Genomic DNA, 22,281 nt, shown 5'->3' on the forward strand with positions numbered 1-22,281 from the left:
TGTAAAGCCGGTTGCGCCAGTCGTTAAGACCACGGCCGCGGATGATGGAAAGGGTTTTGCGTGAGCGAGCAGCCGAAGACCGGGCAGCTGACCTTCGTGGCGCCCCGCAGGGCCAAGCCGCAGCGCCACCTCGCCGACCTGACCATGGCAGAACGCAGGGCGGCGGTGGCGGAGCTGGGAGAGAAGCCGTTCCGCGCCGACCAGCTCTCCCGCCACTACTTCACCCGGCTGACCGGCTCTCCCGAGCAGATGACCGACCTGCCGGGCGCGCTGCGCGAGCGGCTGGTCGAGCAGCTCATGCCCCCGCTGCTGACCTCCGTACGCGAGATCACCTGTGACGGCGGCATGACGCGCAAGACGCTGTGGAAGCTGTTCGACGGCTCGCTGGTCGAGTCGGTCCTCATGCGTTACTCCGACCGCGTCACGATGTGCGTCTCCTCCCAGGCCGGGTGCGGCATGAACTGCCCGTTCTGCGCGACGGGCCAGGCCGGGCTCACCCGCAACATGTCCACCGCCGAGATCGTCGAGCAGGTCGTCGCGGGCGCGCGGGCGCTGGCCGGCGGCGAGGTCCCGGGCGGGCCCGGACGGGTGACCAACGTGGTCTTCATGGGCATGGGCGAGCCGATGGCCAACTACAAGGCCGTCATCGGCGCCGTCCGCCGCCTGGTCGACCCCGCGCCGGAGGGCCTGGGCATCTCGGCGCGCGGCGTCACGGTGTCGACGGTCGGCCTGGTGCCGGCGATCGGCAAGCTCGCCGACGAGGGCCTGCCGGTGACGCTCGCCGTCTCCCTGCACGCGCCGGACGACGAGCTCAGGGACACGCTCGTGCCGATCAACACCCGGTGGAAGGTCGCCGAGGTGCTCGACGCGGCCTGGAAGTACGCGGCCAAGACCAAGCGGCGCGTGTCCATCGAGTACGCCCTGATCAAGGACATCAACGACCAGGAGTGGCGGGCCGACCTGCTCGGCCGCCTGCTCAAGGGCAAGCTCGTGCACGTCAACCTGATCCCGCTCAACCCCACGCCCGGCTCGAAGTGGACCGCTTCACGTCCCGAGGACGAGCGGGCGTTCGTACGCCGCCTGGAGTCCCACGGCGTCGCCGTCACCGTACGGGACACCCGGGGGCGGGAGATCGACGGGGCGTGCGGGCAGCTCGCCGCGGCGCCCCAATAGCCACCGCCCCAGTGGTGGTCTAGGGTCGCGTGCGGCGCAGCCAGGTGTAGGCCGCCAGGCCGATCGCGGGCCACAGCAGCGACTGCACCGTGATCAGGGGCAGCCCGGACAGCAGCACACCGTGATGGGCGTCCCGCATCCAGGCCATGACCGGCACGGTGAGCCAGCGGGCACCGGCCATGCTGAGCACCAGCATCGACAGGTAGCCGAGGATCAGGGCGATCGTGGAGACGGCGGGAGAGGGCAGGATCGGGCGGCTCGTCAGCGCCCCGAGCGCGAGTCCCGCCGTCGCGGACAGCAGATGCAGCCACACCCCGGTCAGGAGCACGGTGAGGGTGGGGGAGGCGTCGAGGCGGAGGAGCAGCACGGCCTCGGCGAGCGAGGCCAGGACGAGCAGCGACGCGAACGCCGCCAGGAGAGCGCTCACCAGCTCCTTCGGCCCCAGCGCGGACAGGGCGACGCTGCGCTGCTCGTCGGGTTCCGTGTCGAGCAGGCCACGCGCGGCCCAGGCGAGCACCGGCACAAGCATGGCCGCCGAGTCCGCGGTGGCCCCGATCTCCTGACCGGCGGGGATGGAGCCGGCGTAGAGGACCGCGAGCAGCGCCAGCAGCGCGATCAGCGGTTGGAGAGCCCGGTGTGAGGCGACGTAACCGGCCAGGCGGAACCTCGCCAGCGCCATGATGGGTGTCATCCGGCGGCCTCCCGGGTGACGCGGGCCGTGATGCGCCCCGTGATATGCACCGTGCAGCCCTCGGCGCGCAGGCGGTCGGCCAGGTCCGAGGCCCTCGACGGGTCCACCGCCACCTCCAGCACGGTCAGGGCCGTCTCGCCGGCCTCCGCGACCGGTTCGAGTTCCCGTACGACCCGGTCGCGGACCTCGCAGCGGCGTAGACCGGGAAAGGCGCGCAGATCACCCTGGTGGTCGCTCACCACCACGATTCCTCCACGCGCGCTGACGTCCTCGATGATCCGGGGGAGTTCGGCGCGGGTGGCGGCGTCGAGACCGGCGAACGGCTCGTCGAGCACGAGCAGCCCCGGCTCGGCGAGCAGCGCCTGCGCGAGCCCCACCTTGTGCGCGCTGCCCTTGGACAGATCGGGCAGGCGCTGCCCGAGCAGGTGGTCCATGCCGAGCCGCTCGCTCCACCTGCCGATCGCGTCCGTGCTCACCCTCCGGACCGCCGCCATGTGCCGCAGGTAGGACGACACGGTGAACGGCTGGTCCGCGGGGAACCGCTCGGGGGCGTACCCGACGACCCTGGGGCGGTCCTCGACGCTGCCGCGTACGGGCCTGAGCAGTCCGGCGACCAGTCGCAGGAGAGTCGACTTGCCGGTGCCGTTGGGCCCGGTGACCTCGACCACGTCCCCCGCGTCGAGGACCAGGCCGGCGTCGGACAGGATCCAGGGGTCGCGCCGTCCATACCGGAAGGAGAGGCTGGCGATCCGCATAGTTTTTTGAGCCTATCGGGATGTTCCTCCCGGTGTACGAACATCGGTCGATCTTTGGGTCTCGCCTTTCTGTTGGGACTCCCGTCAAAATGGACGGGCGTCAGCAACGGGCAGGGAGGTGTGGTGTGAACCGCTTTCCCCGCGTCATGGCCGTGCGCCTGGGCTATGACCCCGCACAGGTCGACGACTTCGTGCGCAGGATCGAGCGGACGCTCGGGCTCGGCCCGCTCGACGGGCCGCCGGTGACCGCCGACGAGATCAGGAACGCGAAGTTCGCCGTCAAGCTCGGGGGTTACAACGAGACGGCGGTGGACTTCGCGCTCGACGCGTTCATCGTGGCGGTCGAGGCGAGGGCGGGCCAGGACATCGCGACCGCCCCGGCAGCCCCGCGCACACCGGCCGTGTCGCGGCCGTCCGCCGCCGAAAGGCCCGCAGCCGAGTACGCCGCCGTCGAAGGGCCCGCCGTCAGGGCGCGCGCCGTCGAAGAGCCCGAGCCCGCCGCTCCGAAGCCCGCCGACCTGGCCGTGGCGGCTTCGTCCCCCCGTACGCGTGCCGAGGAGCGGGCGCGATCGGACACGGCCCCCGCGAAGGCCGCCGGCCCCGGGGAGTCCTGGCTGGAGACGCAGGCGGCCCGGGTGGAGCGTGTGGCCTTCCGTCCGGGGCGGCTCGGAATGGGCTACCGCGAGGAGGAGGTCGACGCGTTCCTCGACCGGATGGTGGCGACGCTGCGCGGGACGGCGGCCGAGCCGTTGACGGCCGAGCAGGTCAGGAAGGCCACGTTCGCCACCGTCGTGTTCCGGCCCGGCTATGCGATCCACGAGGTGGACGGCTTCCTGGCCGAGATGGCGAGCGTGCTGGAGCGCTGCCCCTGACGCGATCCACAAAGCTCGTAATTCGCACTTTTTGCGGAGCAATGCACCACGATAGAGATCATGCTGCGCAGATCATCCCCCCTGGCGGCGTTCGTCGCCACCGGTCTCACCTTGATCGTCCCCCTGCCGGCCGTGCCGGCCCACGCGAGCACCGGCTCCGGCGCCTACGTCCCCGGCTCGGCCGGTCTCGGCGACCCGTACTTCCCCCAGGCGGGCAACGGCGGATACGACGTCGGCCACTACACGATCCGGCTGCGGTTCACGCCGAAGACCCGTCACCTCGGCGCCACGACGACGATCACGGCGACGGCGACCGAGAACCTGTCCCGGTTCGACCTCGACTTCTCCGGGCCGAAGATCGGCAAGGTGGAGGTGAACGGCGAGCGGGCCTCGTACGCCAGGAAGGGGCAGGAGCTCGTCGTCACGCCCCGGCACGGGCTGCCGTCCGGGAAGACGTTCACCGTCGAGGTGTCCTACGCCGGGCGGCCAAAGGCGATCAAGGACAGGGCGCTCGGCGTCACCGGCTGGATCGACACCAAGGACGGCGCCGTCGTGCTGGCCGAGCCGGACGGCGCCCGTAGCTGGTTCCCGGTCAACGACAACCCGCGGGACAAGGCCACCTACACCTTCGAGATCAGCGCGCCCGAGGGGCTGACGGTCCTGGCCAACGGCGAGCCGAAGAACTCCGGCGTCGCCGGCCCGCGGGGCGGCTACAGGACCTCCACGTGGGAGATGCGCCGGCCCATGGCGTCCTACCTCGCCATGGTCGCGATCGGGAAATTCAAGGTCACCCAGGGCGTCGTCGACGGCATGCCCAACATCACGGCGTACGATCCCTCCCTGGCCAAGGAGTTCAAGCACCTGCACGGCATCACCGCCAAGGCGATCACCTGGGAGTCGAAGATCCTCGGCGACTACCCGTTCTCCTCCACGGGCGGCGTCGCGGACCGGCTCGGCGTCTACTACGCGCTGGAGACGCAGGGCAGACCGGTGTACGACGCGGGCATGGCGGACGAGCCGACGATCGTGCACGAACTGGCCCACCAGTGGTTCGGCGACAGCGTCGGCCTGCGCAGCTGGAAGGACATCTGGCTGAACGAGGGCTTCGCGTCGTACGCCGAGTGGCTGTATCAGGAGCAGCACGGCGGTCCCTCCGCGGAGAACACCTTCGCCGAGCATTACAAGCACAAGGCCGGCAGCGCCTTCTGGAAGCTCAAGACCGGCGACCCGGGCCGCAACGGCATGTTCGACTGGAACGCGATCTACGTCCGCGGCGCCATGACCGTGCACGCGCTGCGCAGGAAGATCGGCGACGAGACGTTCTTCACGCTGCTGCGCACGTGGACGAAGGAGAACCGGCACTCCACCGTCACCACCCAGGACCTCATCGCCCTGGCGGAACGGCTGTCCGGTCAGAACCTGGGCGACCTATTCGACGCGTGGCTGTACAAGGCGGCCAAGCCGAAGCTGTGACCGGCGCGAGTCGCGGGCGGCCGATGACACGGCCGCCCGCTCCTCGGCACGGCGCCGGGACAGCGCTGCCGGGAACTCCTTCCCGCGCGCCCGGCGCCCCCGCGGCGGCACCGCCGCACCGGTGCCGCCGCGCTGCATCGCCGCGCTGCATCGCCGCGACCTGTCAGCGGCCGTCCGACGTGGGAGCCGGTTCGAACCCCGCCGTCCGATACCGCTCGACCTCCGACCACGCGGCGGACATCCCGGCCAGGCACCGGTCGAACACCTCCGCCTGCCGGACGTACGCCTCGCGGGCGGGGCCGGGGCGGACGCACAGGTCGTCGGTGTCGCTGACCGACCACGGCACGTCGCTGTGCCCGAGCGCGGCGGGCAGCAGCGAGGCGACCCCGCGTGCGCCGAGTTCGCTGGTGAGCTGCCGGCGGACGGGACGGCCGAGCACGTCGGCGAAGATCTGCGCCCAGACCTCCGACCGCGCGCCGCCTCCGGCCAGCCGCCAGGGACGGTCGCCCACGTCGGCCCCGCTGGCCAGGACCCGGTCGAGCTGCACCCGGTGATACTGGGCGACCCCCTCGATGACCGCACGGGTGAGATGCCCGCGACGGTGTACGGCGGAGATGCCGAGGAAGGTCCCCGAGGCCGCCGGATGCTCGGGGGCGCCGTTGACGAACGGCAGGAACAGCAGCCCGTCCGCGCCCGGCGCCACCGTCGCGGCCTCGGCCAGCAGGTCCGCGGCGGGGACGCCGGCGCTCGCCCGGTGCGGCACCGACGCGGTGCTCAGCCAGTCGAGATTGGCGGCCGACGTGGGGGCGACCTCCATGGCGAGCATCGTCCCCGCGTCGGGCATCAGCGCGCTGAGCGTGACCTCGGGGGCGGGGGTGGCGGCGGGGACGACGACCCCGTTGATGGCCCAGGTGCCCACGATGATCGTCACGTCGCCCGGCGCCCGGCCGCCCGCGCCCAGGGTGGCGGCTACGCAGTCCATGCAGCCCGCGATCACGGGCAGCCCCTCCGGCAGCCCGGTCAGCTCCGCGACTCGCGCGCTGAGCCCGGCCACGACCTGCCCGGACTCCCGCAGCGGCGGGAAGCGGTCGAGGTCGCCGGCCGGAAGCCCCACCAGTTCGAGCGCCGTGGGGCTGTACTCGCGGGTGTCCAGCGCCACCATGCCAAACGCGCTCGCGTCGCTGTAGTCGGCGCTGGGCACACCGGTGAGCTGCGAGGTCACCCAGTCCTTGCACGACAGCGCCCACCGGGTCGCGGCGTACGCCTCGGGCTCGGCGTCGTGCATCCAGCGCAGGAGCACGGACGGCTGGGCCGCCCAGGGGATGGAGCCGGTCTCGGCGGCCAGGCGGCGGGCGGCCTCCGGCTCGATCGCGTCCACGATGTGCTGGGCCCGGCTGTCCGACGACGCGATGGCGGGCCCGACCGGCCGCAGCGACGCGTCGACGGGGTAGAGCCCGTTGCCGTGGGCGGCCACGCCGATGCCGGCCGGCGCGTACCCGTCGGCGGCGAGCTTGCCCGCGAGGTCGCCGAGCAGCGACACGACGGTGTCGGCAAGCCCGGTCATGTCGACGTCGTGCCGGTGGGCGGTCACGCTGGTCCGCGGGGTGCGGGCGTGCACCACCCCCACCTCGCGCCCCTCGGCGTCGAACGCCGCGGCCTTCGACGCGGTCAGGCCGACGTCGACCCCGATGTAACACGTGGCCAGGTTCGTCATGCTGTCCTCCCGTCGCTGCCCCTGCGTCCGCCCGCGCCCCCGCCCGCCGCCACGGCCAGCGCCCGGGGACGGTGGCGCCGCAGTTCGCTCTCGTAGGCGGCGACCTCGGCGCGGGCCCGCGCCTCGTCCCAGCCGAGGTGTCGTACGGCGACGTCCGCGCAGGTCGCGGCGCTGGAAAGGCCCATGTCGCCGTTGAGCCCGACAAGGATACGCCGCAGCATGACGTCGGCCAGCGTGACCGCCCCCTCCTCGCGTACGGCCATGACGACCTCGGCGGCCAGGGCTCCGGTCTCCTTGTCGACCACCTCGGCGAGCGAGGGGTCCTCCGCGGCGAGGTCGAGCACCCGGCGGGCGCGCACGCCGTACAGCTGCAGCAGCCGGCGGGAGGACGCGGCGTCCAGCGGCGACTCACGCAGGAAGTCGCGCACGAACTCCGGCCAGTCCGAGGTGTCCGCGCCGGGGAACGGCCGGGTCCGGGTGACGCACGGGCGGGGCCGCTTGCCGAGCACGCGCAGCGCCTCGTCGGTCACGTCCTCCGCGAGCGCCCGGTGGGTCGTGAGCTTGCCGCCGATGACCGTCAGCAGGCCCCGGCAGGCGGGCGCGTGGTTGAGCACGGTGTGGCCACGGCTGATCTTGGCGTTGTCCGACACCCCGGTCGTGTACGGCAGGGGCCGGATCCCGGCGACGCTCCACAGCACGTCGGCGGGCGTGAGGTCCGCTTGGGGGAAGATCCGGTTGGTCTCGGCGAGCAGGTAGTCGATCTCGGCGTCGCTGGCGACGACCTCGTCCAGGTCGCCCTCGTAGGTGAGGTCGGTGCTGCCGAGCACGTAGCGGCCCTGCCAGGGGAAGACGAAGATGGGCCGGCCGTCGGCCGCCGCCTCGAAGAAGATGCAGGTGTCGGGGGCTCCGGGGAACGGGTCGAGGACGATGTGGCTGCCCTTGGTGCCGCCGTTGAGCCGCCGGCTCTCGACCTGGCCGTCGAGGATCCGGTCGATCCACGGCCCCGCGGCGTTGACGGTGACGGCCGCCCGGATCTCGCCACGTGCCCCGGTCCGCACGTCCTCGGTGCGCAGGCCGGCCACCCGGTCGCCCTCGACGATCAGGCCGGTGACGGAGGTGTAGGTGAGGACCCGCGCGCCCAGGTGACGGGCGTCGAGGAACAGTTCGACGCAGAGCCGCTCGGCCCACGGCACCTGCGCGTCGTGGAACAGCGCCGCCCCGCGCAGGCCCTCGCGCGACAGCGTGGGCCACCGGCGGGCCACCGAGCGGACCGGCACGCCCCGGCTGAGTCCGCGTCCCCTGCCCAGAGCCATCGTGTCGAACGCCAGCAGGCCGAGCCGGATCAGCGCTCCCGGCCGGGTGTTCCCCTCATAGAAGGGGATCAGCATCGGGTAGTCGCGGATGAGGTGGGGAGCGGTGCGGAACAGCAGGTGCCGCTCCCGGATGGATTCGTGCACGAGCGTGAAGTCGTAGCGCTCGAGATACTTGAGGCCGCCGTGGATCAGCCGGCTGGAGGTGCTCGACGTGCCCGAGCCCACGTCGGCGCGGTCGACGACGACGACGCGCAGGCCGCGGGCGGCGGCGTCCCGGGCGACGGCGAGCCCGTTGATACCGGCTCCGATGACGGCGAGATCGACGACGTCGTTCTCACCGAAGGGGACGTGTTGCGACATGGGTGGCTCCCGGAGGGTGACGGGCGCGGGTCCGCAGGCGGACCCGCGCCGGAGAAGGATCGGCCTAGGCTGCGGAGCCGCCCGCCTTCTCCTTGTAGATCTCGTACGCCTCCTCGGGCTTGAGCCCGTCGTGCACGACCGCGCGGACCGCGGCGAGCATGCCGGCGGGGCTGTCGCTCTGGAAGATGTTGCGGCCCATGTCGACGCCGGCGGCGCCCTCCTGGATCGACCGGTAGGCCATCGTCAGGGCGTCGATCTCGGGCAGCTTCTTGCCGCCCGCGACGATGATCGGCACCGGGCAGCTCGCGGTGACGGTCTCGAAGCCCTCATCGACGTAGTACGTCTTGACGATGTGGGCGCCCATCTCGGCGCTGATCCGGGTGGCGAGGCGGAAGTAGCGGGCGTCGCGGACCATGTCCTTGCCGACGGCGGTGACGCCGAGCACGGCGACGCCGTGCCGCTGGCCGGCGTCCACGAGGGCGGCCAGGTTGGCGACCGACCGCGACTCGTGCTCGCCGCCGACGAACACCTGGATGGCCACGGCCGCGGCGTTGAGGCGCAGCGCGTCCTCCATGTCGAGCGCGATGTGCTCGTCGGACAACTCGCGCAGGATGCTCGGGCCGCCGCTGGCGCGCAGCACGATGCCGGCGCCGGCGGTCGCGGGGATGCTGGTGCGCAGCGCGCCGCGGGTCATCATGATCGCGTCGGCGTCCGGGACGAGCGGGGCGATCCGGGTGTCGAGGCGCTCCAGGCCGGCCATCGGGCCGACGAAGTAGCCGTGGTCGAACGCCAGCATGACCGTGCGCCCGGTGTCCGGCCGGAAGATGCGCGACAGGCGGTTGCGCAGGCCCCAGTCCTGCCCGTGCGCGCCCTTGACGTGGAAGCCGCTCGCCGCGGGCCCGGCGGACGTCCCGAAGTCGCGGGCGTCGAGCAGGCCGTCGGTGTCAGCCATCAGTGTCGTCTCCTGTGCTAGTGGTGGTGGCGGTCGCGGTGCGCGATCGCCGTCTGAACAAAGAGGCCATGCCGCTGGTACGGTCGCCCCCGCCGGCGAGGAAGAGGACGAAGAGCACCAGGCCGCCCTTGAGCAGGTTCTGCGCCGCGGTGCTCCAGCCGACGAGGTTGACCAGTCCGTCGAGCAGGATGAAGAAGAGAGCCGCGCCCCACACGCCCACCGGGACGGCCCGGCCGCCGGAGATGAGGGTGCCGCCGATGACCACGACGGCCACGGAGTCGAGCAGGTAGCGGGTGCCGAGATCGGCCGAGGGCGCGATGTAGGCGGCGAGCAGCGCGCCGGTCAGCCCGGCCAGCGCCCCGCTCAGCAGGTAGGTCGACCCGATGATCCGGGCGACCGGGATGCCGGCCCGCTCGGCGGCCCGGCGGCTCTGGCCCACCGCGATCAGCGACCGGCCGTAGACCGTACGGCGCAGCAGCGCGACGACGAGCACGGTCAGCACCGCGATCGCCAGCGCGAGGAGCGGGACGCCGGCCGGGCGCAGGTTGAGCGCCGAGCGCAGGCCGGGGTCGGGCACCGCGGTGAAGCCGTTGGCCATCGACAGCGTGATCGACGAGGCGACGAGCCCCGCGGCCAGCGTGGCGATGATCGGGGGGACGGACAGGCCGAGGATGGCCACGGCGCTGACCGCCGCGACGAGGACGCCGACGCCGATCCCCGCGAGGATCCCCACGGCCGCGGAGCCTGTCGCGGAGGCCGCCGCCACCGAGACGAACCCGGCGAGCGAGATGACCGACCCCACCGACACGTCGATGTTGCCGGGGCCCGCGCTGATGACCAGCATCTGCCCGAGCCCGACGATGACGAGGTACGGCGCGAGCGACAGGGCGAGGGAGACGGTCTGCCCGCCGCCCTGGCCCGAGATGGCCAGGATCACCAGCCACACGAGCGCGGCGGCGGCGAAGCCCCAAATCCAGGGGCCGTTCCATTGGCGAGTCACGCGGATGTTCATCGCAGCACCTTCCCCACGACGACGCGGCCGGCGAGCACGGCCAGGACGATCACGCCTTGCACGGCCGACTGCATGTCGGACCGCACGTCGAGCAGGCTGAGAACCACGCTGACCAGCCCCAGCGTCACCCCGCCGATCGCGGCGCCCCACGGCACGGCGTTGCCGCCGGAGAAGGAGCCGCCGCCGAGGATCACCGCGGCCACGGTCATGAGCGTGTAGCTGGAGGCCGACGACACGTCTCCGCCGCCGGTCTGGGAGGCCAGGACGAGACCGGACAGCACGCCGAGCGCGCCCGCCGTCGCGTAGGCGATGACGCGTGAGGTGAGCGGCCGCAGGCCGGCCCGCCGCAGCGCGACCGGGTTGCTGCCCAGACCGCGCATCCGCACGCCTGCGGCGCTGCGCGCGCTGAGCAGGTAGACCACCAGCGCGACGACCAGGATCGGCAGCAGCGGCGCCGGGAAGCCCGCGGGCTGCCACGCGCCGAACGACGCCAGCCACCCGGGGGTCGTGCCGCCCGGCGTCGGCAGCAGGAACAGGCCGAGCCCGAGCCAGACGAACGAGGCGCCGAGGGTCGCGATCAGCGCGGGCACCTCGCGCAGGTGGATGAGCAGGCCGAGCACGGCGTAAGCCGCGACCAGCCCGAGCAGGACGAGCACGCCGACGAGGGGGGACGACACCAGCAGGGTGGCGGAGACCACCGTGACCAGGCCGACGAAGTTGCCGATCCCGAGGTCGATGTCGCCGACGGCCATGAGCGTCATCTGCGCCTGCGCGGCGATCACCAGCGGCACGGTCGCGGACAGGACCAGCGTGAGGCCCTCCACGGTCAGCACGCCCGGCTGGAGCGACGAGCAGACGCAGAGCATCGCGATCAGGGCGACGGCGCTGACCGCGGCCGGGGCCGAGCGGCGCATCCGCGCGCGGTCGGGCAGCGCCGGGGCGAGAAGCTGGGCCATCAGTCGTTCCCTCCGTCCTCGTTGAAGGAGACGGCGATGATGCGTTCCTCGGAGATCTCCTCGCCGGTCAGTTCGGCCACGATCCGGCCGGCCCGGAAGACGTAGACCCGGTCGCAGTGGGCCATCTCGGCGTTCTCGCTGGAGTACCAGACGATGCTCCGGCCCTTCGCCGCCTCCTCCCTGATGAGGCGGTACAGATCGGTCTTGGTGTGCACGTCCACGCCGCGGAACGGGTCGTCGAGCAGCACGAGCCCGGCGGGGGAGGCGAACGCGCGGGCGACGATGACCTTCTGCTGGTTTCCGCCGCTCAGCTCGGTGATCCCGGCCTCCGCGCCGCCCCTGATGGCGAGGCGCTTCACCCAGTCGCCGACCACCGCGCGCTCCTCGGCCGGACGGCGCAGCCCCTTGCGGGCGATGCCGCGCAGCGCGGTCACGATCAGGTTGTCGCCCACGCTCCATAGGGGCAGGACGCCCGACCGCTGCCGGTCGCCCGGCACGTACGCCCGCGTCACGTTCACCGCGGTGTCGCGCCGGACCGGACGCCACAGGCGTTCGAGCACCTCCTGCTGGCCCTGGCCGGCCAGCCCGGCGAGGCCCACGACCTCGCCCTTGCCGACCCGCAGGGTGACCTCGCGCAGGCCGGGCGCGGTGGCGCCGCGCAGCTCGGCCGCCGTCTCCCGCGCGGCGGCCCCGCCGGCGGCCGTCCGTGTGCCGGTCCCGTCAGGAACGGCGACGTGGGCTCCCATCAGCTCGAGGACGTCCGGCTCGCCGAGCCCGGCGGCAGGCCGTTCCGCGGTGACCGCGCCGTCGCGCAGCACGGCCACCCGGTCGGCCACCGAGAGCACCTCGCGGATGCGGTGCGAGATGAGCAGCACGGCGGTGCCGGTCTCGGTCAGCCCGCGCACGTAGGCGTACAGCGACCGGGCGGCGTCCGGGCCGAGCGACTCGGTGGGCTCGTCGAGGATCAGCAGGTCGAGCCGGTCCACCAGGCAGGCCCGGGCGATCTCCACCATCTGGCGCCGGGCCAGCGACAGGTCCTCCACCCGGTCACGCGGGGAGACGCCGTGGCCGGGGAACATCTCGTCGAGGCGGCGGCGCACCGCGTCGCTCGCCGCCCGCCGCCACCGCAGGCGGGGCAGGCAGTGCCGGGAGGACACCCACATGTTCTCCGCCACGGTGAGGTCGGGGCACAGCGACGTCTCCTGGTAGGCCATCCGCACCGACCGGAAGTCGTCGGCGGACGCCTTCCTCCCGTGCACGAGGACCGTGCCCGTGTCGCAGGCCTCCATCCCGGCGAGCACGCGCATGAGCGTGCTCTTGCCCGCGCCGTTGTGACCGACCAGCCCGAGCACCTCGCCCGCGCGGACCTCCAGGTCCACGCCCGTCAGGGCCCGGGTGCGCCCGTACGCCTTGGTCACGCCCCTGGCGGTGACGACGGGCGGCCGGGCGGCCGGTCCGGTGTCCGTCTCCGGCGGCGCCGTGCCGCCGGCCGGGAGATTGTCGACGTGCATGCCCGGTCTCCTCCGTCTCCTCCGTGCCGTGGTCGATGTGAAGCCGGATCAGCCCGCGGCCGACGGGATCGGCGGCTGGACCGGCTTGCCGCCGGTCTTCACGGCCTCCACCTGCTGGCGGAACAGCTCCTGGGTCCACGGCCAGGCGGCGTACTCGTCGGGCTTGAGCACCGAGGCCCAGGCGTCGCGGTCCTTCTGCTCGATCAGGACGATCGGGAAGGTCATCTGCTTGGGCACGTCCTTGCCGCCGAGCAGGTCCAGGGCCTCCCAGAGCGCGGCGACCGACTGGCCGGGGTCGGACATGACGGCGACCGACCCGTTGTCGATCTTGTTGTCCCGCCAGTAGCTCAGCGCGCGGCCGTTGGTCTCGAAGTCGACCGCGGGCACGGGCTTGCCCGCCGTGGCGAACGCCTGGGCCACGCCGTAGCCGTCGCCGCAGCCGATGACGCCGTCCACCTTCGGCACGCTGGACAGCACGCCGAGCACGGCCTTCTGCGCGGTGGCGCCGTCGCACATGCCGGTGACCGTCGCCACGGTCTTCACCCCGGGGTAGTCCGCGAGGATCTTCTTGGTGGTGTCGAGCATCTCGGCCTCGGGCTGGGAGCCGACCACGCCGCGGCTCACGATGACCGAGCCCTTGCCGCCGATGCCCTCCAGCAGCGGCTTGGCCGCGTAGGTCGCCCAGTCGACGAAGCTGTTCTGCAGCACGTGCGCGCAGGGCGCGTCGATGGCGGAGTCGAAGACCACGACCTTCACACCGGCCGTACAGGCCTGCTGGATCACCGGCTGCAGCGCGGTGGGCGAGGCGGGGTCGATGAGCAGCGCGTCGGGCTTCTGCAGCAGCAGGCTCTTGATCTGGGCGACCTGCTCGGTCGCCGAGTTCTCGCCCGGCGCGTTCACGACCTTGTACTTGCCGATCAGCCCGTCGGTCTTGGCCTGCTCGGCGGCGGCCTCGAACTTGGCGATCATCGTCTGCCGCCAGCCGTTGCCGATGAAGCCGTTGCTCAGCGCGATGAAGGGCTTGTCACCGCCGCCGCCCGCGGTCCCGCTGGCGGCGTCCGCGGTGGCGCTACCGGAGCCGCCGGAGCCGCAGCCCGCGGCCAGTACGGCGAGAGCGGAGATCGCCGCCGCGGCGGAGGCGGCGCGCCAGGGCCGGCGTGTGGGACGCATGTGCATGGTGTCTCCAGACAGAGCGGGTTCGCGAGGGGGGAGAGTCGGCGTGAAGGCTTCGCCCGATCGGCCTGTCATTACAGGCCTGTAGTGACAAGCAAACTAAGTGGGCGTTACGGGCCTGTCAAGAGTCTGTTTTTGGTCACCTCGAACCGCCGGTGCCGGATAATCTTGGTAACAGCCGAGCCCACTTGTAGTTACAGGTCCGAGTGGGGCATTCTGCTGCGGTGCCGCCGAGGAGGTTCCCGTGACGATGACCTATCCCCCCCTCAACCGCGACGGGGCGGAACCGCTGTGGATGCAGCTCATGCGGGCGTTGCGCGCGGAGATCGAGAGCGGCGTGCGCGGGCCCGACCAGCCGCTGCCGTCCGAGGCCGAGCTGAGTGACCTGTTCGCGGTCTCCCGCACGGTCGTCAGGGAGGCGCTGCGCGAGCTGGTCCAGCAACGCCTGATCTACAAGGTAAAGGGCAAGGGAGCCTTCGTCGCGCCCCGCAAGACCGAGCTGAGGTTCGTCGGGTCGATGTCCGGGTCCGCCGACGACCTGCGGGAGTCGGGGCGCCGGGTGACCACGCAGACCGTCCACCAGGCGCTCGGCAAGGCCGACGAGCGGGAGGCCGCGCTCCTGCGCATACCGCTGGGGGAGCAGGTCGTCCGGCTGCGCAGGCTCCGCCGGGTCGACGGCCAGCCGTGGTTGCTCGTCGACACCGCCCTGCCCGCCCGGCTCGTCCCCGGTCTAGAACGCGCCATCCTGGAGAACCAGTCGCTGTACGACGTGCTGCGCCGCCGATACGGCATCGAGCCCGCCGCGGCAGACCGCTGGATCGAGGCGGTCTTCCCCAACCGGGAGGACGCGGCCCTGCTTGAGGTGTCCACCTCGACGCCGCTGCTCGGCATCGAGTCGGTCGCGTGGCTGGAGGACAACACCAGGTTCGAGGCGTACTACGCCCTCCACCGCAGCGACCAGACGCGCTTCTACGTCGGCATCCGCTGACCCCGCCGGGCGTTCAGACCCGGCCGAGCTGTCCCGCGGCGCGGATGGCGAGCCACACCTCGGCGAAGTCGCCGGTCGCCGACAGGTCGCGCCCGGTCAGCGCGCCGAAGCGGCGTAGCCGGTACGACAGCGTATTGGGGTGCACGTGCAGGGCCCGCGCGGCGTCGTCGACGCGGCGGTCGCGCTCCATCCACGTCCGCACCGACGCGATCAGGTCCGATCCGTGCTCGGCGTCGTACCGCAGGACGTCGCCGAGCACGTGCTCGACCAGGGCGGCCAGCACGCCCACGTCGTCAGGCAGCCACCGGCCCGTGGTGTCCTCGCCGTAGGCGACCAGCGGCCTGCCCGCCTCGGCGGCGCGGGAGGCCGCCCACAGCGCCTCGCGCTGGGCGACGCGCAGCGACGACCCGGGCGGCAGGGGGCGGCTGACGCCGGCCGCGATGCCGGGCACCGCCTCCAGCTCCGCGGTGGCGACGGCCGCCGCCGTCAGCACGTAGAGGTCCCGGTGGCGGCGGAGCATGAGGTGCGGGTGCTCGCCGAGGGCCTGCAGGACGGCGTCGTCGGGGGCGTCGCGCACCACGAGCAGCGCGATGTCGCGGTCGGGCGGCAGGCCCATCAGGGCGAGCCTGCGCCGGGCGGTCTCCGGGTCGAGCACGTCCTGCAACAGCTCGGCCAGCGTCTCCGCCCCCTGCCGGCGCAGCGTCTCGCGTTCGCTGCGCACCATGGCCACCCGCAGGGCGGCGACGGTTGCGATGTGCTGGACCACGGCGAGCCCCGCCGGGCGGGCCCCCTCCCGTTCGAAGGCGACCAGGAACCCGGCCGGTCCGCCCGGCGCGGGCACCGGGAGCGCGAACCCGCCGGGGATCGTCGGCGGGGCGTCCGCCGAGGCGGGCAGCCGCACGGACGGCGGGGGCGCCGGCACGCCGGGCAGCAGTGGGCGGCCCTGCGGCGTGCTCAGGTAGATCTCGTAGCCCGACAGGCGTTCGAGCCGCCGGAACAGCCCGGCCGTGTCCAGGCCCTCGGACGCGAGCCAGCGCAGCGCGCCGAACACCTGGAGCTGCGCCCCCAGCCGCTGCCTGGCGTCCTCCTGCACGGCCGCCGCGACCTCCTGCGCGATCGCGATGAACGGCACGGCAAGCGGCACCTCCAGCACGGGGAACCCTCGCTCCTCGGCCGCGTCGAGGAAGGCCCGGCGCAACGGGGGGACATGCAGCCCCGCGCTGAGCGCGAGCGCGGCCACCCCCGCGTCGTCGAGCCGCTCCAGGTACGCGCGCTGGGCGCCCGCGCTCTTCGGCACGCCGATACCGGTCGTCATGATGACCTCGGCCCCGAGAAGCCAGGGTGTGGGGTCCTCCAGCTCGCTGACGTGGGCCCAGGAGACCGATCTGCCGAGGCCGCGCTCGCCCGCCAGCACCCTCAGCTGCAGCGCGGGGGAGCGCAGCAGGTCCTCCACGGTGTTGTGCGCGTCCACGACGGCCAGCCTATTTCCCGAGATGGCACTGATTGTCCTGATGCAGGGGAGTCGGGCACACTCGAGCGATCTCCCCCCTCACCTGGAGGAACGTATGAGTCCGAGCGCCCGGCCGCGCGATGGCGGGGCCCTGACCCGGGTCGCCGTGGCGCAGCTTCCGCTGCGCGTCGGCGACCCGGAGGCGAACCGCGCCGCCGCCGCGGAGGCCGTCGCCGAGGCCGCCGCGGCCGGGGCCCGCCTGGTCGTGCTGCCCGAGCTGGTCAACAGCGGATATGTCTTCACCGGCGCCGAGGAGGCCAGGGGTCTGGCCGAGCCCGCCGACGGCCCCACCGTCACGGAATGGGGGCGGCTGGCCGAGGACCACGACCTGGTCGTCGTGGGCGGGTTCTGCGAGCTGGCGGAGGGCGTCGTGCGCAACAGCCAGGTCATGGTCGACCCCACCGGGACCAGGGCCGTCTACCGCAAGGCCCACCTGTGGCACGACGAGCAGGACGTGTTCGCGCCCGGCGACGCCGCCGCTCCCGTGGTGGACACCGCGCTCGGCCGGATCGCCATGATGGTCTGCTACGACCTGGAGTTCCCCGAGTGGGTGCGGGCGGTGGGCCTGGCCGGGGCCGACCTGCTCGCCGTCTCCACCAACTGGCCGGTCTCGCCCGTCCCGGCCGGGGAGCGCTCGGTGCTGGTCGCCCACGCCCAGGTGGCCGCCGCCGCCAACCGCATGTTCGTCGCGGTGGCCGACCGCTGCGCCGCCGAGCGCGGAGTGGGCTGGGTGTGCGGCACCTCGGTCATCGGGCCGGACGGTTACCCGCTGGCGGGGCCCGTGCTCAGGGACGGGCCCGCCGTGCTGGTGGCCGACTGCGACCTGGCCGCGGCCAGGGACAAGGCCACCGGCCCGCGCAACGACGTCCACCGCGACCGGCGGACGGATCTGTACGGGATCTCGCGAACGTGCTGACGCCGACCCGTGTCCCCCGTGTGGCCTACGATCTGATCGGCCTGCTCGCGCTCGGAAAGGCCGGGAGAAGCACATGATCGTCGACCTGTCGGTGCCCGTCGTGAGCGGCATGCCCGTCTACCCCGGGGACCCGGAGGTGGAGATCGCTCCCGCCCTCACGGTGGCGGCCGAGGGCGTGAACGTCCTCGGCCTGCACCTCGGGTCGCAGTCCGGCACGCACGTGGACGCGCCGTATCACATCGACGACGCGCTGCCCTCGCTCGACGCCCTGCCGCTGGAGCGGTTCCTCGGCCCGGCGGCGGTCCTCGACGTCCGGGGCCTGCCCCCGCACGCGCCGATCACCCCCGCGATGCTCGGCACGGTGGCCGCGCGGCTGGGCCCGGGGACCGTCCTGCTGGTCGCGACGGGCTGGGACGAGCACTGGGACACGCCCGGCTACCTGGCCCACCCCTACCTGGAGGCGGAGACCGCCCGCCGGATCGTCGCCTCGGGCGTGCGGACCGTGGGCGTCGACGCGCTCAGCGTCGACCCGACCCCGGCTCCCGCCGATCTGCCGGCGCATCGCGTGTTGTGCGGGGCGCACGCCGTCATCGCGGAGAACCTGCGCGATCTCGGTCCGCTCCTGGAGGCCCAGGACGCCGGCCGTCCGATCGAGGTCTCCCTGCTGCCGCTGCGTCTCCACGCCGCCGACGGGTCTCCCGTACGCGCCGTCGCCCGGATCGGCTGACCTTCGCGAACGCCTTGAGTTGACGGACGGCGGCGTCGAGCTGCTATGGTATCGGGCGCTCGTGATTCCAGGCTAGGAGACCAGACGTGGTAGGTGAGGACGACATCTCCGGGTGATACCGGAGGTTGACCGGCCCCGGCAGGCGCGTATGACCGCCGCCGATGTGGCCCTCGTCGTCGTTCCCCCATCCCTGTCCCCTTGCCGGGCGGCTCCGGCACGCCCGGATCACGTACGAGGTCTCTCGCATGTCCGATGCGTTCATCATCTGTTCCAGCCTGTCCTTCTCCTGGCCTGACGACACGCCCGTCTTCAGTGACCTGTCCTTCACCGTGGGCGGTGGCCGCACGGGCCTTGTCGCTCCGAACGGTGCGGGCAAGAGCACGCTGCTCAAGCTGATCGCCGGCGAGTACCGGCCCCGCGGCGGGAGCGTGTCCGTCAGCGGCGTGCTCGGTTACCTGCCGCAGAGCCTGCCTCTCGCCGGCGACCTGACCGTGGCCGAGGTTCTCGGGATCGCCCCGGTGATCGCCGCGCTCGACGCCATCGAGGCGGGTGACGCCGCCGAGGAGCACTTCGCCACGATCGGCAACGACTGGGACATCGAGGAACGCACCCGTGCCCAGCTCGACCGGCTCGGGCTCGGCGACCTTGCGTTCGGCCGCACACTGCGCACGCTGAGCGGCGGCCAGGTCGTCTCGCTCGGCCTGGCCGCCCAGCTCCTCAAGCGGCCCGACGTCCTGCTGCTGGACGAGCCGACGAACAACCTCGACCTCGGCGCGCGCCGCAGGCTCTACGACGTGCTCGGGGACTGGAACGGCTGCCTGCTGGTGGTCAGCCACGATCGGGCCCTGCTCGACCGCATGGACCGCATCGCCGAACTCGACCGGGGGGAGGTCCGCTTCTACGGCGGCGGTTTCACCGCGTACGAGGCGGCCGTACGCGGTGAGCAGGAGGCCGCCGAGCGGACCGTGCGCAGCGCCGAGCAGGAGCTCAAGCGCGAGAAGCGGGAGATGCAGCAGGCTCGCGAGCGGGCCGAGCGCCGCGCGGGCAACGCCGCCCGCAATCTCAAGAACGCCGGGCTGGCGCGGATCTTCGCCGGGAACATGAAGCGGGGCGCCCAGGAGTCGGCGGGGCGGGCGGGCCAGATGCACGCCGCCCGCGTCAGCGACGCCAAGGCCAGGCTCGACGAGGCCGGTCGGGCGCTGCGCGACGACCAGAAGATCGCGCTGGAGCTGCCGGGGACCAACGTGCCCGCCGGGCGAACGGTCTTCCTCGGCGAGGGCCTGCAGGCCCGTGGCCTGTTCGCCGAGCCGGGCGTCGATCTGGCGATCCGCGGCCCCGAGCGCATCGCGCTGACCGGCCCCAACGGCGCGGGAAAGTCCACCCTGCTGCGCCTGATCGGCGGCGAACTGGAGCCGGACGCCGGCACGACCAGGCGAGCCGACGGCCGGGTCGCCTACCTGTCGCAGCGGCTCGACCTGCTCGATGTGGATCGCACCGTGGCGGAGAACCTGGCCGCGTTCGCCCCCGGCATGCCGGAGGCGGAGCGGATGAACCTGCTCGCCCGCTTCCTGTTCCGGGGCGCGCGTGCGCACCTGCCGGTGGGCGTGCTGTCGGGGGGCGAACGGCTGCGCGCCACGCTGGCCTGCGTGTTGTGCGCCGAACCGGCGCCCCAGCTCCTGCTGCTCGACGAGCCCACCAACAACCTCGACCTGGTCAGCGTGGGGCAGTTGGAGAGCGCGCTCGGCGCGTACGAGGGGGCGTTCGTGGTGGTCAGCCACGACGAGCGGTTCCTCTCGGAGGTCGGGGTGGACCGGTGGCTGGAGCTGTCCGGGGGCCGTCTGCTGGAGACCGGGGGACCCGCCGGTGAGTGACGCGCTGCTCGCCCGCGACCTCGTTCGCACGCTGGGCGGTCGGCGGGTGCTCGACGGCGTCACCCTCACCGCCGCCCCCGGCCGCCGGATCGGACTGATCGGCGAGAACGGCGCGGGCAAGTCCACCCTGCTGCGGCTGCTGGCGGGGGCGGACCAGCCCGACGCAGGCACCGTCGTCCGCCCGGCCGACCTCGGTTTCCTGCATCAGGAGATGCCGTTCGACGGCCAGGTCACGATCGCCGACGTGCTCGGCGACGCCCTGCGCGAGGCACGCGCGGACCTGGCCGAGCTCGACCGGCTCACCCGCGCGCTGGCCGCAGCCCCGGACGACGCCTGCCTGCTCAGCGCGTACGGGGCGCGGCTGGAGCGGGCGCAGGAGCGCGAGTCCTGGGACGCCGACCGGCGTGCCGGGATCGTCCTCGACCGGCTCGGCCTCGGCGGTGTGCCCCACTTCCGTACGCTCGCGACGCTGTCGGGCGGGCAGCGCGGGCGGCTGGCCCTGGCGGCGCTGCTCGTCAGACGGCCCGCGGCGCTGCTGCTCGACGAGCCCACCAATCATCTGGACGACGACGCCGCGGTGTTCGTGGAGGAACAGCTCCGCGGCATGACGGGGGTCGTGGTGGTGGCGAGCCACGACCGGGCGTTCCTCGACGCGGTCTGCACGGACCTGGTCGATCTCGACCCCGCCGTCGGCGGGCCCGTCCGATACGGGGGCGGCTACGGCGCCTACCTGACGGAGAAGCGCGCGGAGCGGGAGCGCTGGGAACGGCGTTACGCGGAGGAGCAGGCGGAGCTCGGCGACCTGCGCCGGGCCGTCGCGGTGACGGCGCGGCGGGTGGCGCAGGACGGATTGAGGCGCGACAACGAGAAGATGGGGTACGGCCACACCGGGGGGCGCGTGCAGAGCCAGATCTCGCGACGGGTGCGCAACGCCGCGCGGCGGCTGGCCGAACTGGAGGGCGACCAGGTGGCGGCTCCACCGGCCCCGTTGCGCTTTCGTGCTTCCGCCCTGGTCGCCGACGTCGCCTCCGGCACTCCGGAGGACGCCGCTTCCGGCGTGCCTTTGCTTTCGCTGCGGGAGGTGCGGGTGCCGGGGCGGCTCGCGATCGACCGGCTCGACGTGCTCCCGGGTGAGCGGTTGCTGGTCACCGGGCCGAATGGAGCGGGCAAGTCGACGCTCCTGGCCGTGCTGGCCGGACGACTGGGCGCGGAGGGCGAGGTGCGGCGCAGGCGCGGCCTCACCGTCGCCCTGCTGGCCCAGGACACCGTGTTCGAGCGGCCGGACCGCACGGCGCGGGAGACGTACGAACTGGTCCTCGGCGCGGAGCGCGCCGAGTCGGTGCCGCTGCGCTCCCTCGGGTTGATGGGGCCGCGGGACCTGGACGTGCGGGTGGGCGAGCTGTCCGTCGGACAGCGCCGGAGGCTCGCGCTGGCGCTGCTGGTGGCGGACCCGCCCGAACTGCTTGTGCTGGACGAGCCCACGAACCACCTCGCGCCCCGCCTGTCCGGCGAGCTGGAGGAGGCCATCGGCGCCGAAGGGCCCGGCGCGATCGTGCTCGCCGGCCATGACCGGTGGTTGCGCACCCGGTGGCGGGGCCGCCGCGTCCGGCTTCCTTAGGCGGCACACGCTCCGGCCGCGGAAGGCCGGCGCCGGAGCCTCCGTCAGCGGGTGCCTCAGGAGGTCAGTGGGTGCCCCAGGAATAGGTCTGCTTGTGCAGCTTGAGGTAGACGAACGTCTCGGTCGCGCGCACGCTGGAGATCGCCCGGATCTTCCCCAGGATCTCGAGCAGGTGGGTGTCGCCCTCGCAGACCACCTCGACCATGATGTCGACCGAGCCGGCCGTGAGCACCACGTAGTCGATCTCGGGGATCTGCGACAGTTCGTCGGCGACCCGCTCCAGGTCGCCCTCGCACTTGATGCCGATCATGGCCTGGCGGGGGAAGCCCAGGGTGAGCGGGTCGGTGACGGCGACGATCTGCATGACGCCGAGGTCGAGAAGGCGCTGTACGCGCTGACGCACCGCGGCCTCCGACAGCCCCACCGCCTTGCCGATGGCGGCGTACGGCTTTCGCCCGTCCATCTGAAGCTGCTCGATGATCTGCTTGGAGATCTCGTCGAGCACCACCGGCCCACCCTTCGCGGCAGCCGCGCGAGCCTTAGGCGGAGTCGTCATCCTCGGGGGGTGTCCTCTCTTGGCGGGCTTCGATCGCCGTAGCGACCTGGTGTTACAGCATCGTGTTTGACATGTTGCGCTTGTGGTCTGACATGTTGTCAGCTCCATCGCTCGCTTCAAGCGATTCCGTAGCAATTTGG

19 protein-coding genes are annotated in these 22,281 nt (G+C 72.8%); 8 read left to right on the plus strand and 11 right to left on the minus strand.

Annotation, left to right across the window (positions count from 1 at the left end; all coding sequences use genetic code 11):
• Positions 1-60 precede the first annotated feature (60 nt).
• Positions 61-1,173 (plus strand): dual-specificity RNA methyltransferase RlmN, encoded by a 1,113-nt coding sequence (gene rlmN / locus FH610_RS38495; protein WP_139580167.1) that lies wholly within the window; start codon positions 61-63, stop codon positions 1,171-1,173.
• 19 nt (positions 1,174-1,192) lie between these two features.
• Here rlmN and FH610_RS38500 read toward each other — a convergent pair whose 3' ends face one another.
• On the minus strand, positions 1,193-1,864 hold the full coding sequence (locus tag FH610_RS38500) for a hypothetical protein (protein ID WP_139580168.1): 672 nt from the start codon (positions 1,862-1,864) through the stop codon (positions 1,193-1,195).
• Positions 1,861-2,619 (minus strand): ABC transporter ATP-binding protein, encoded by a 759-nt coding sequence (locus FH610_RS38505; RefSeq protein ID WP_139580169.1) that lies wholly within the window; start codon positions 2,617-2,619, stop codon positions 1,861-1,863. The genes FH610_RS38500 and FH610_RS38505 overlap by 4 nt, the downstream gene beginning before the upstream one ends.
• Before the next feature lie 125 nt (positions 2,620-2,744).
• On the opposite strand from FH610_RS38505, the gene FH610_RS38510 reads away from it, so the two are divergent.
• Both FH610_RS38510 and FH610_RS38515 read left to right on the plus strand, forming a co-directional pair.
• On the plus strand, positions 2,745-3,491 hold the full coding sequence (locus FH610_RS38510; protein WP_161628190.1) for a DivIVA domain-containing protein: 747 nt from the start codon (positions 2,745-2,747) through the stop codon (positions 3,489-3,491).
• Between the two features lie 60 nt (positions 3,492-3,551).
• A complete protein-coding gene (locus FH610_RS38515) occupies positions 3,552-4,964 on the plus strand; it encodes a M1 family metallopeptidase (RefSeq protein WP_167538822.1) in 1,413 nt (470 codons plus the stop codon).
• 163 nt (positions 4,965-5,127) lie between these two features.
• Here the strand turns inward: FH610_RS38515 and FH610_RS38520 are convergent, their stop codons facing one another.
• The 7 genes from FH610_RS38520 to FH610_RS38550 form a co-directional block, all read right to left on the minus strand.
• On the minus strand, positions 5,128-6,678 hold the full coding sequence (locus FH610_RS38520; RefSeq protein WP_139580171.1) for an FGGY-family carbohydrate kinase: 1,551 nt from the start codon (positions 6,676-6,678) through the stop codon (positions 5,128-5,130).
• Entirely contained in the window at positions 6,675-8,351 is a 1,677-nt protein-coding gene (locus tag FH610_RS38525; RefSeq protein ID WP_139580172.1) for a glycerol-3-phosphate dehydrogenase/oxidase, read from the minus strand. Before FH610_RS38525 ends, FH610_RS38520 begins: the two co-directional genes overlap by 4 nt.
• A gap of 64 nt (positions 8,352-8,415) precedes the next feature.
• The gene (gene lsrF / locus FH610_RS38530; RefSeq protein WP_139580173.1) at positions 8,416-9,303 is read right to left on the minus strand and encodes a 3-hydroxy-5-phosphonooxypentane-2,4-dione thiolase; all 888 of its coding nucleotides are present in this window, start codon (positions 9,301-9,303) and stop codon (positions 8,416-8,418) included.
• The gene (locus FH610_RS38535; protein WP_139580174.1) at positions 9,296-10,315 is read right to left on the minus strand and encodes an ABC transporter permease; all 1,020 of its coding nucleotides are present in this window, start codon (positions 10,313-10,315) and stop codon (positions 9,296-9,298) included. The genes lsrF and FH610_RS38535 overlap by 8 nt, the downstream gene beginning before the upstream one ends.
• Complete coding sequence (locus FH610_RS38540) at positions 10,312-11,271, minus strand: ABC transporter permease (protein WP_139580175.1); 960 nt, start codon at positions 11,269-11,271, stop codon at positions 10,312-10,314. The genes FH610_RS38535 and FH610_RS38540 overlap by 4 nt, the downstream gene beginning before the upstream one ends.
• A complete protein-coding gene (locus FH610_RS38545; protein WP_139580176.1) occupies positions 11,271-12,782 on the minus strand; it encodes a sugar ABC transporter ATP-binding protein in 1,512 nt (503 codons plus the stop codon). Before FH610_RS38545 ends, FH610_RS38540 begins: the two co-directional genes overlap by 1 nt.
• A 48-nt stretch (positions 12,783-12,830) precedes the next feature.
• Entirely contained in the window at positions 12,831-13,952 is a 1,122-nt protein-coding gene (locus tag FH610_RS38550; RefSeq protein WP_240809445.1) for an ABC transporter substrate-binding protein, read from the minus strand.
• 253 nt (positions 13,953-14,205) lie between these two features.
• On the opposite strand from FH610_RS38550, the gene FH610_RS38555 reads away from it, so the two are divergent.
• Positions 14,206-14,943, plus strand: coding sequence for a GntR family transcriptional regulator (locus tag FH610_RS38555; protein ID WP_139580178.1), 738 nt, complete (start codon positions 14,206-14,208; stop codon positions 14,941-14,943).
• A 13-nt stretch (positions 14,944-14,956) separates the two neighbouring features.
• Here the strand turns inward: FH610_RS38555 and FH610_RS38560 are convergent, their stop codons facing one another.
• Positions 14,957-16,414: a PucR family transcriptional regulator gene (locus tag FH610_RS38560; RefSeq protein ID WP_240809446.1), complete on the minus strand. Its 1,458-nt coding sequence runs from the start codon at positions 16,412-16,414 to the stop codon at positions 14,957-14,959.
• A gap of 94 nt (positions 16,415-16,508) precedes the next feature.
• On the opposite strand from FH610_RS38560, the gene FH610_RS38565 reads away from it, so the two are divergent.
• The 4 genes from FH610_RS38565 to FH610_RS38580 all read left to right on the plus strand — a co-directional run bounded on the left by FH610_RS38565 (position 16,509) and on the right by FH610_RS38580 (position 21,585).
• Positions 16,509-17,369 carry a nitrilase-related carbon-nitrogen hydrolase gene (locus FH610_RS38565; RefSeq protein ID WP_139580180.1) on the plus strand — a complete coding sequence of 287 codons (861 nt, stop codon included), beginning with the start codon at positions 16,509-16,511 and terminating at the stop codon, positions 17,367-17,369.
• 73 nt (positions 17,370-17,442) lie between these two features.
• On the plus strand, positions 17,443-18,096 hold the full coding sequence (locus tag FH610_RS38570) for a cyclase family protein (protein ID WP_139580181.1): 654 nt from the start codon (positions 17,443-17,445) through the stop codon (positions 18,094-18,096).
• A gap of 245 nt (positions 18,097-18,341) precedes the next feature.
• Positions 18,342-19,967, plus strand: coding sequence for an ABC-F family ATP-binding cassette domain-containing protein (locus tag FH610_RS38575; protein ID WP_139580182.1), 1,626 nt, complete (start codon positions 18,342-18,344; stop codon positions 19,965-19,967).
• Complete coding sequence (locus tag FH610_RS38580) at positions 19,960-21,585, plus strand: ABC-F family ATP-binding cassette domain-containing protein (RefSeq protein WP_139580183.1); 1,626 nt, start codon at positions 19,960-19,962, stop codon at positions 21,583-21,585. The genes FH610_RS38575 and FH610_RS38580 overlap by 8 nt, the downstream gene beginning before the upstream one ends.
• Positions 21,586-21,649: 64 nt before the next feature.
• Here FH610_RS38580 and FH610_RS38585 read toward each other — a convergent pair whose 3' ends face one another.
• Complete coding sequence (locus FH610_RS38585) at positions 21,650-22,141, minus strand: Lrp/AsnC family transcriptional regulator (RefSeq protein WP_139580184.1); 492 nt, start codon at positions 22,139-22,141, stop codon at positions 21,650-21,652.
• Positions 22,142-22,281 lie beyond the last annotated feature (140 nt).

It is taken from the genome of Microbispora catharanthi, assembly GCF_006334915.2.
In the GTDB taxonomy this organism is placed as follows: Bacteria; Actinomycetota; Actinomycetes; order Streptosporangiales; family Streptosporangiaceae; genus Microbispora; species Microbispora catharanthi.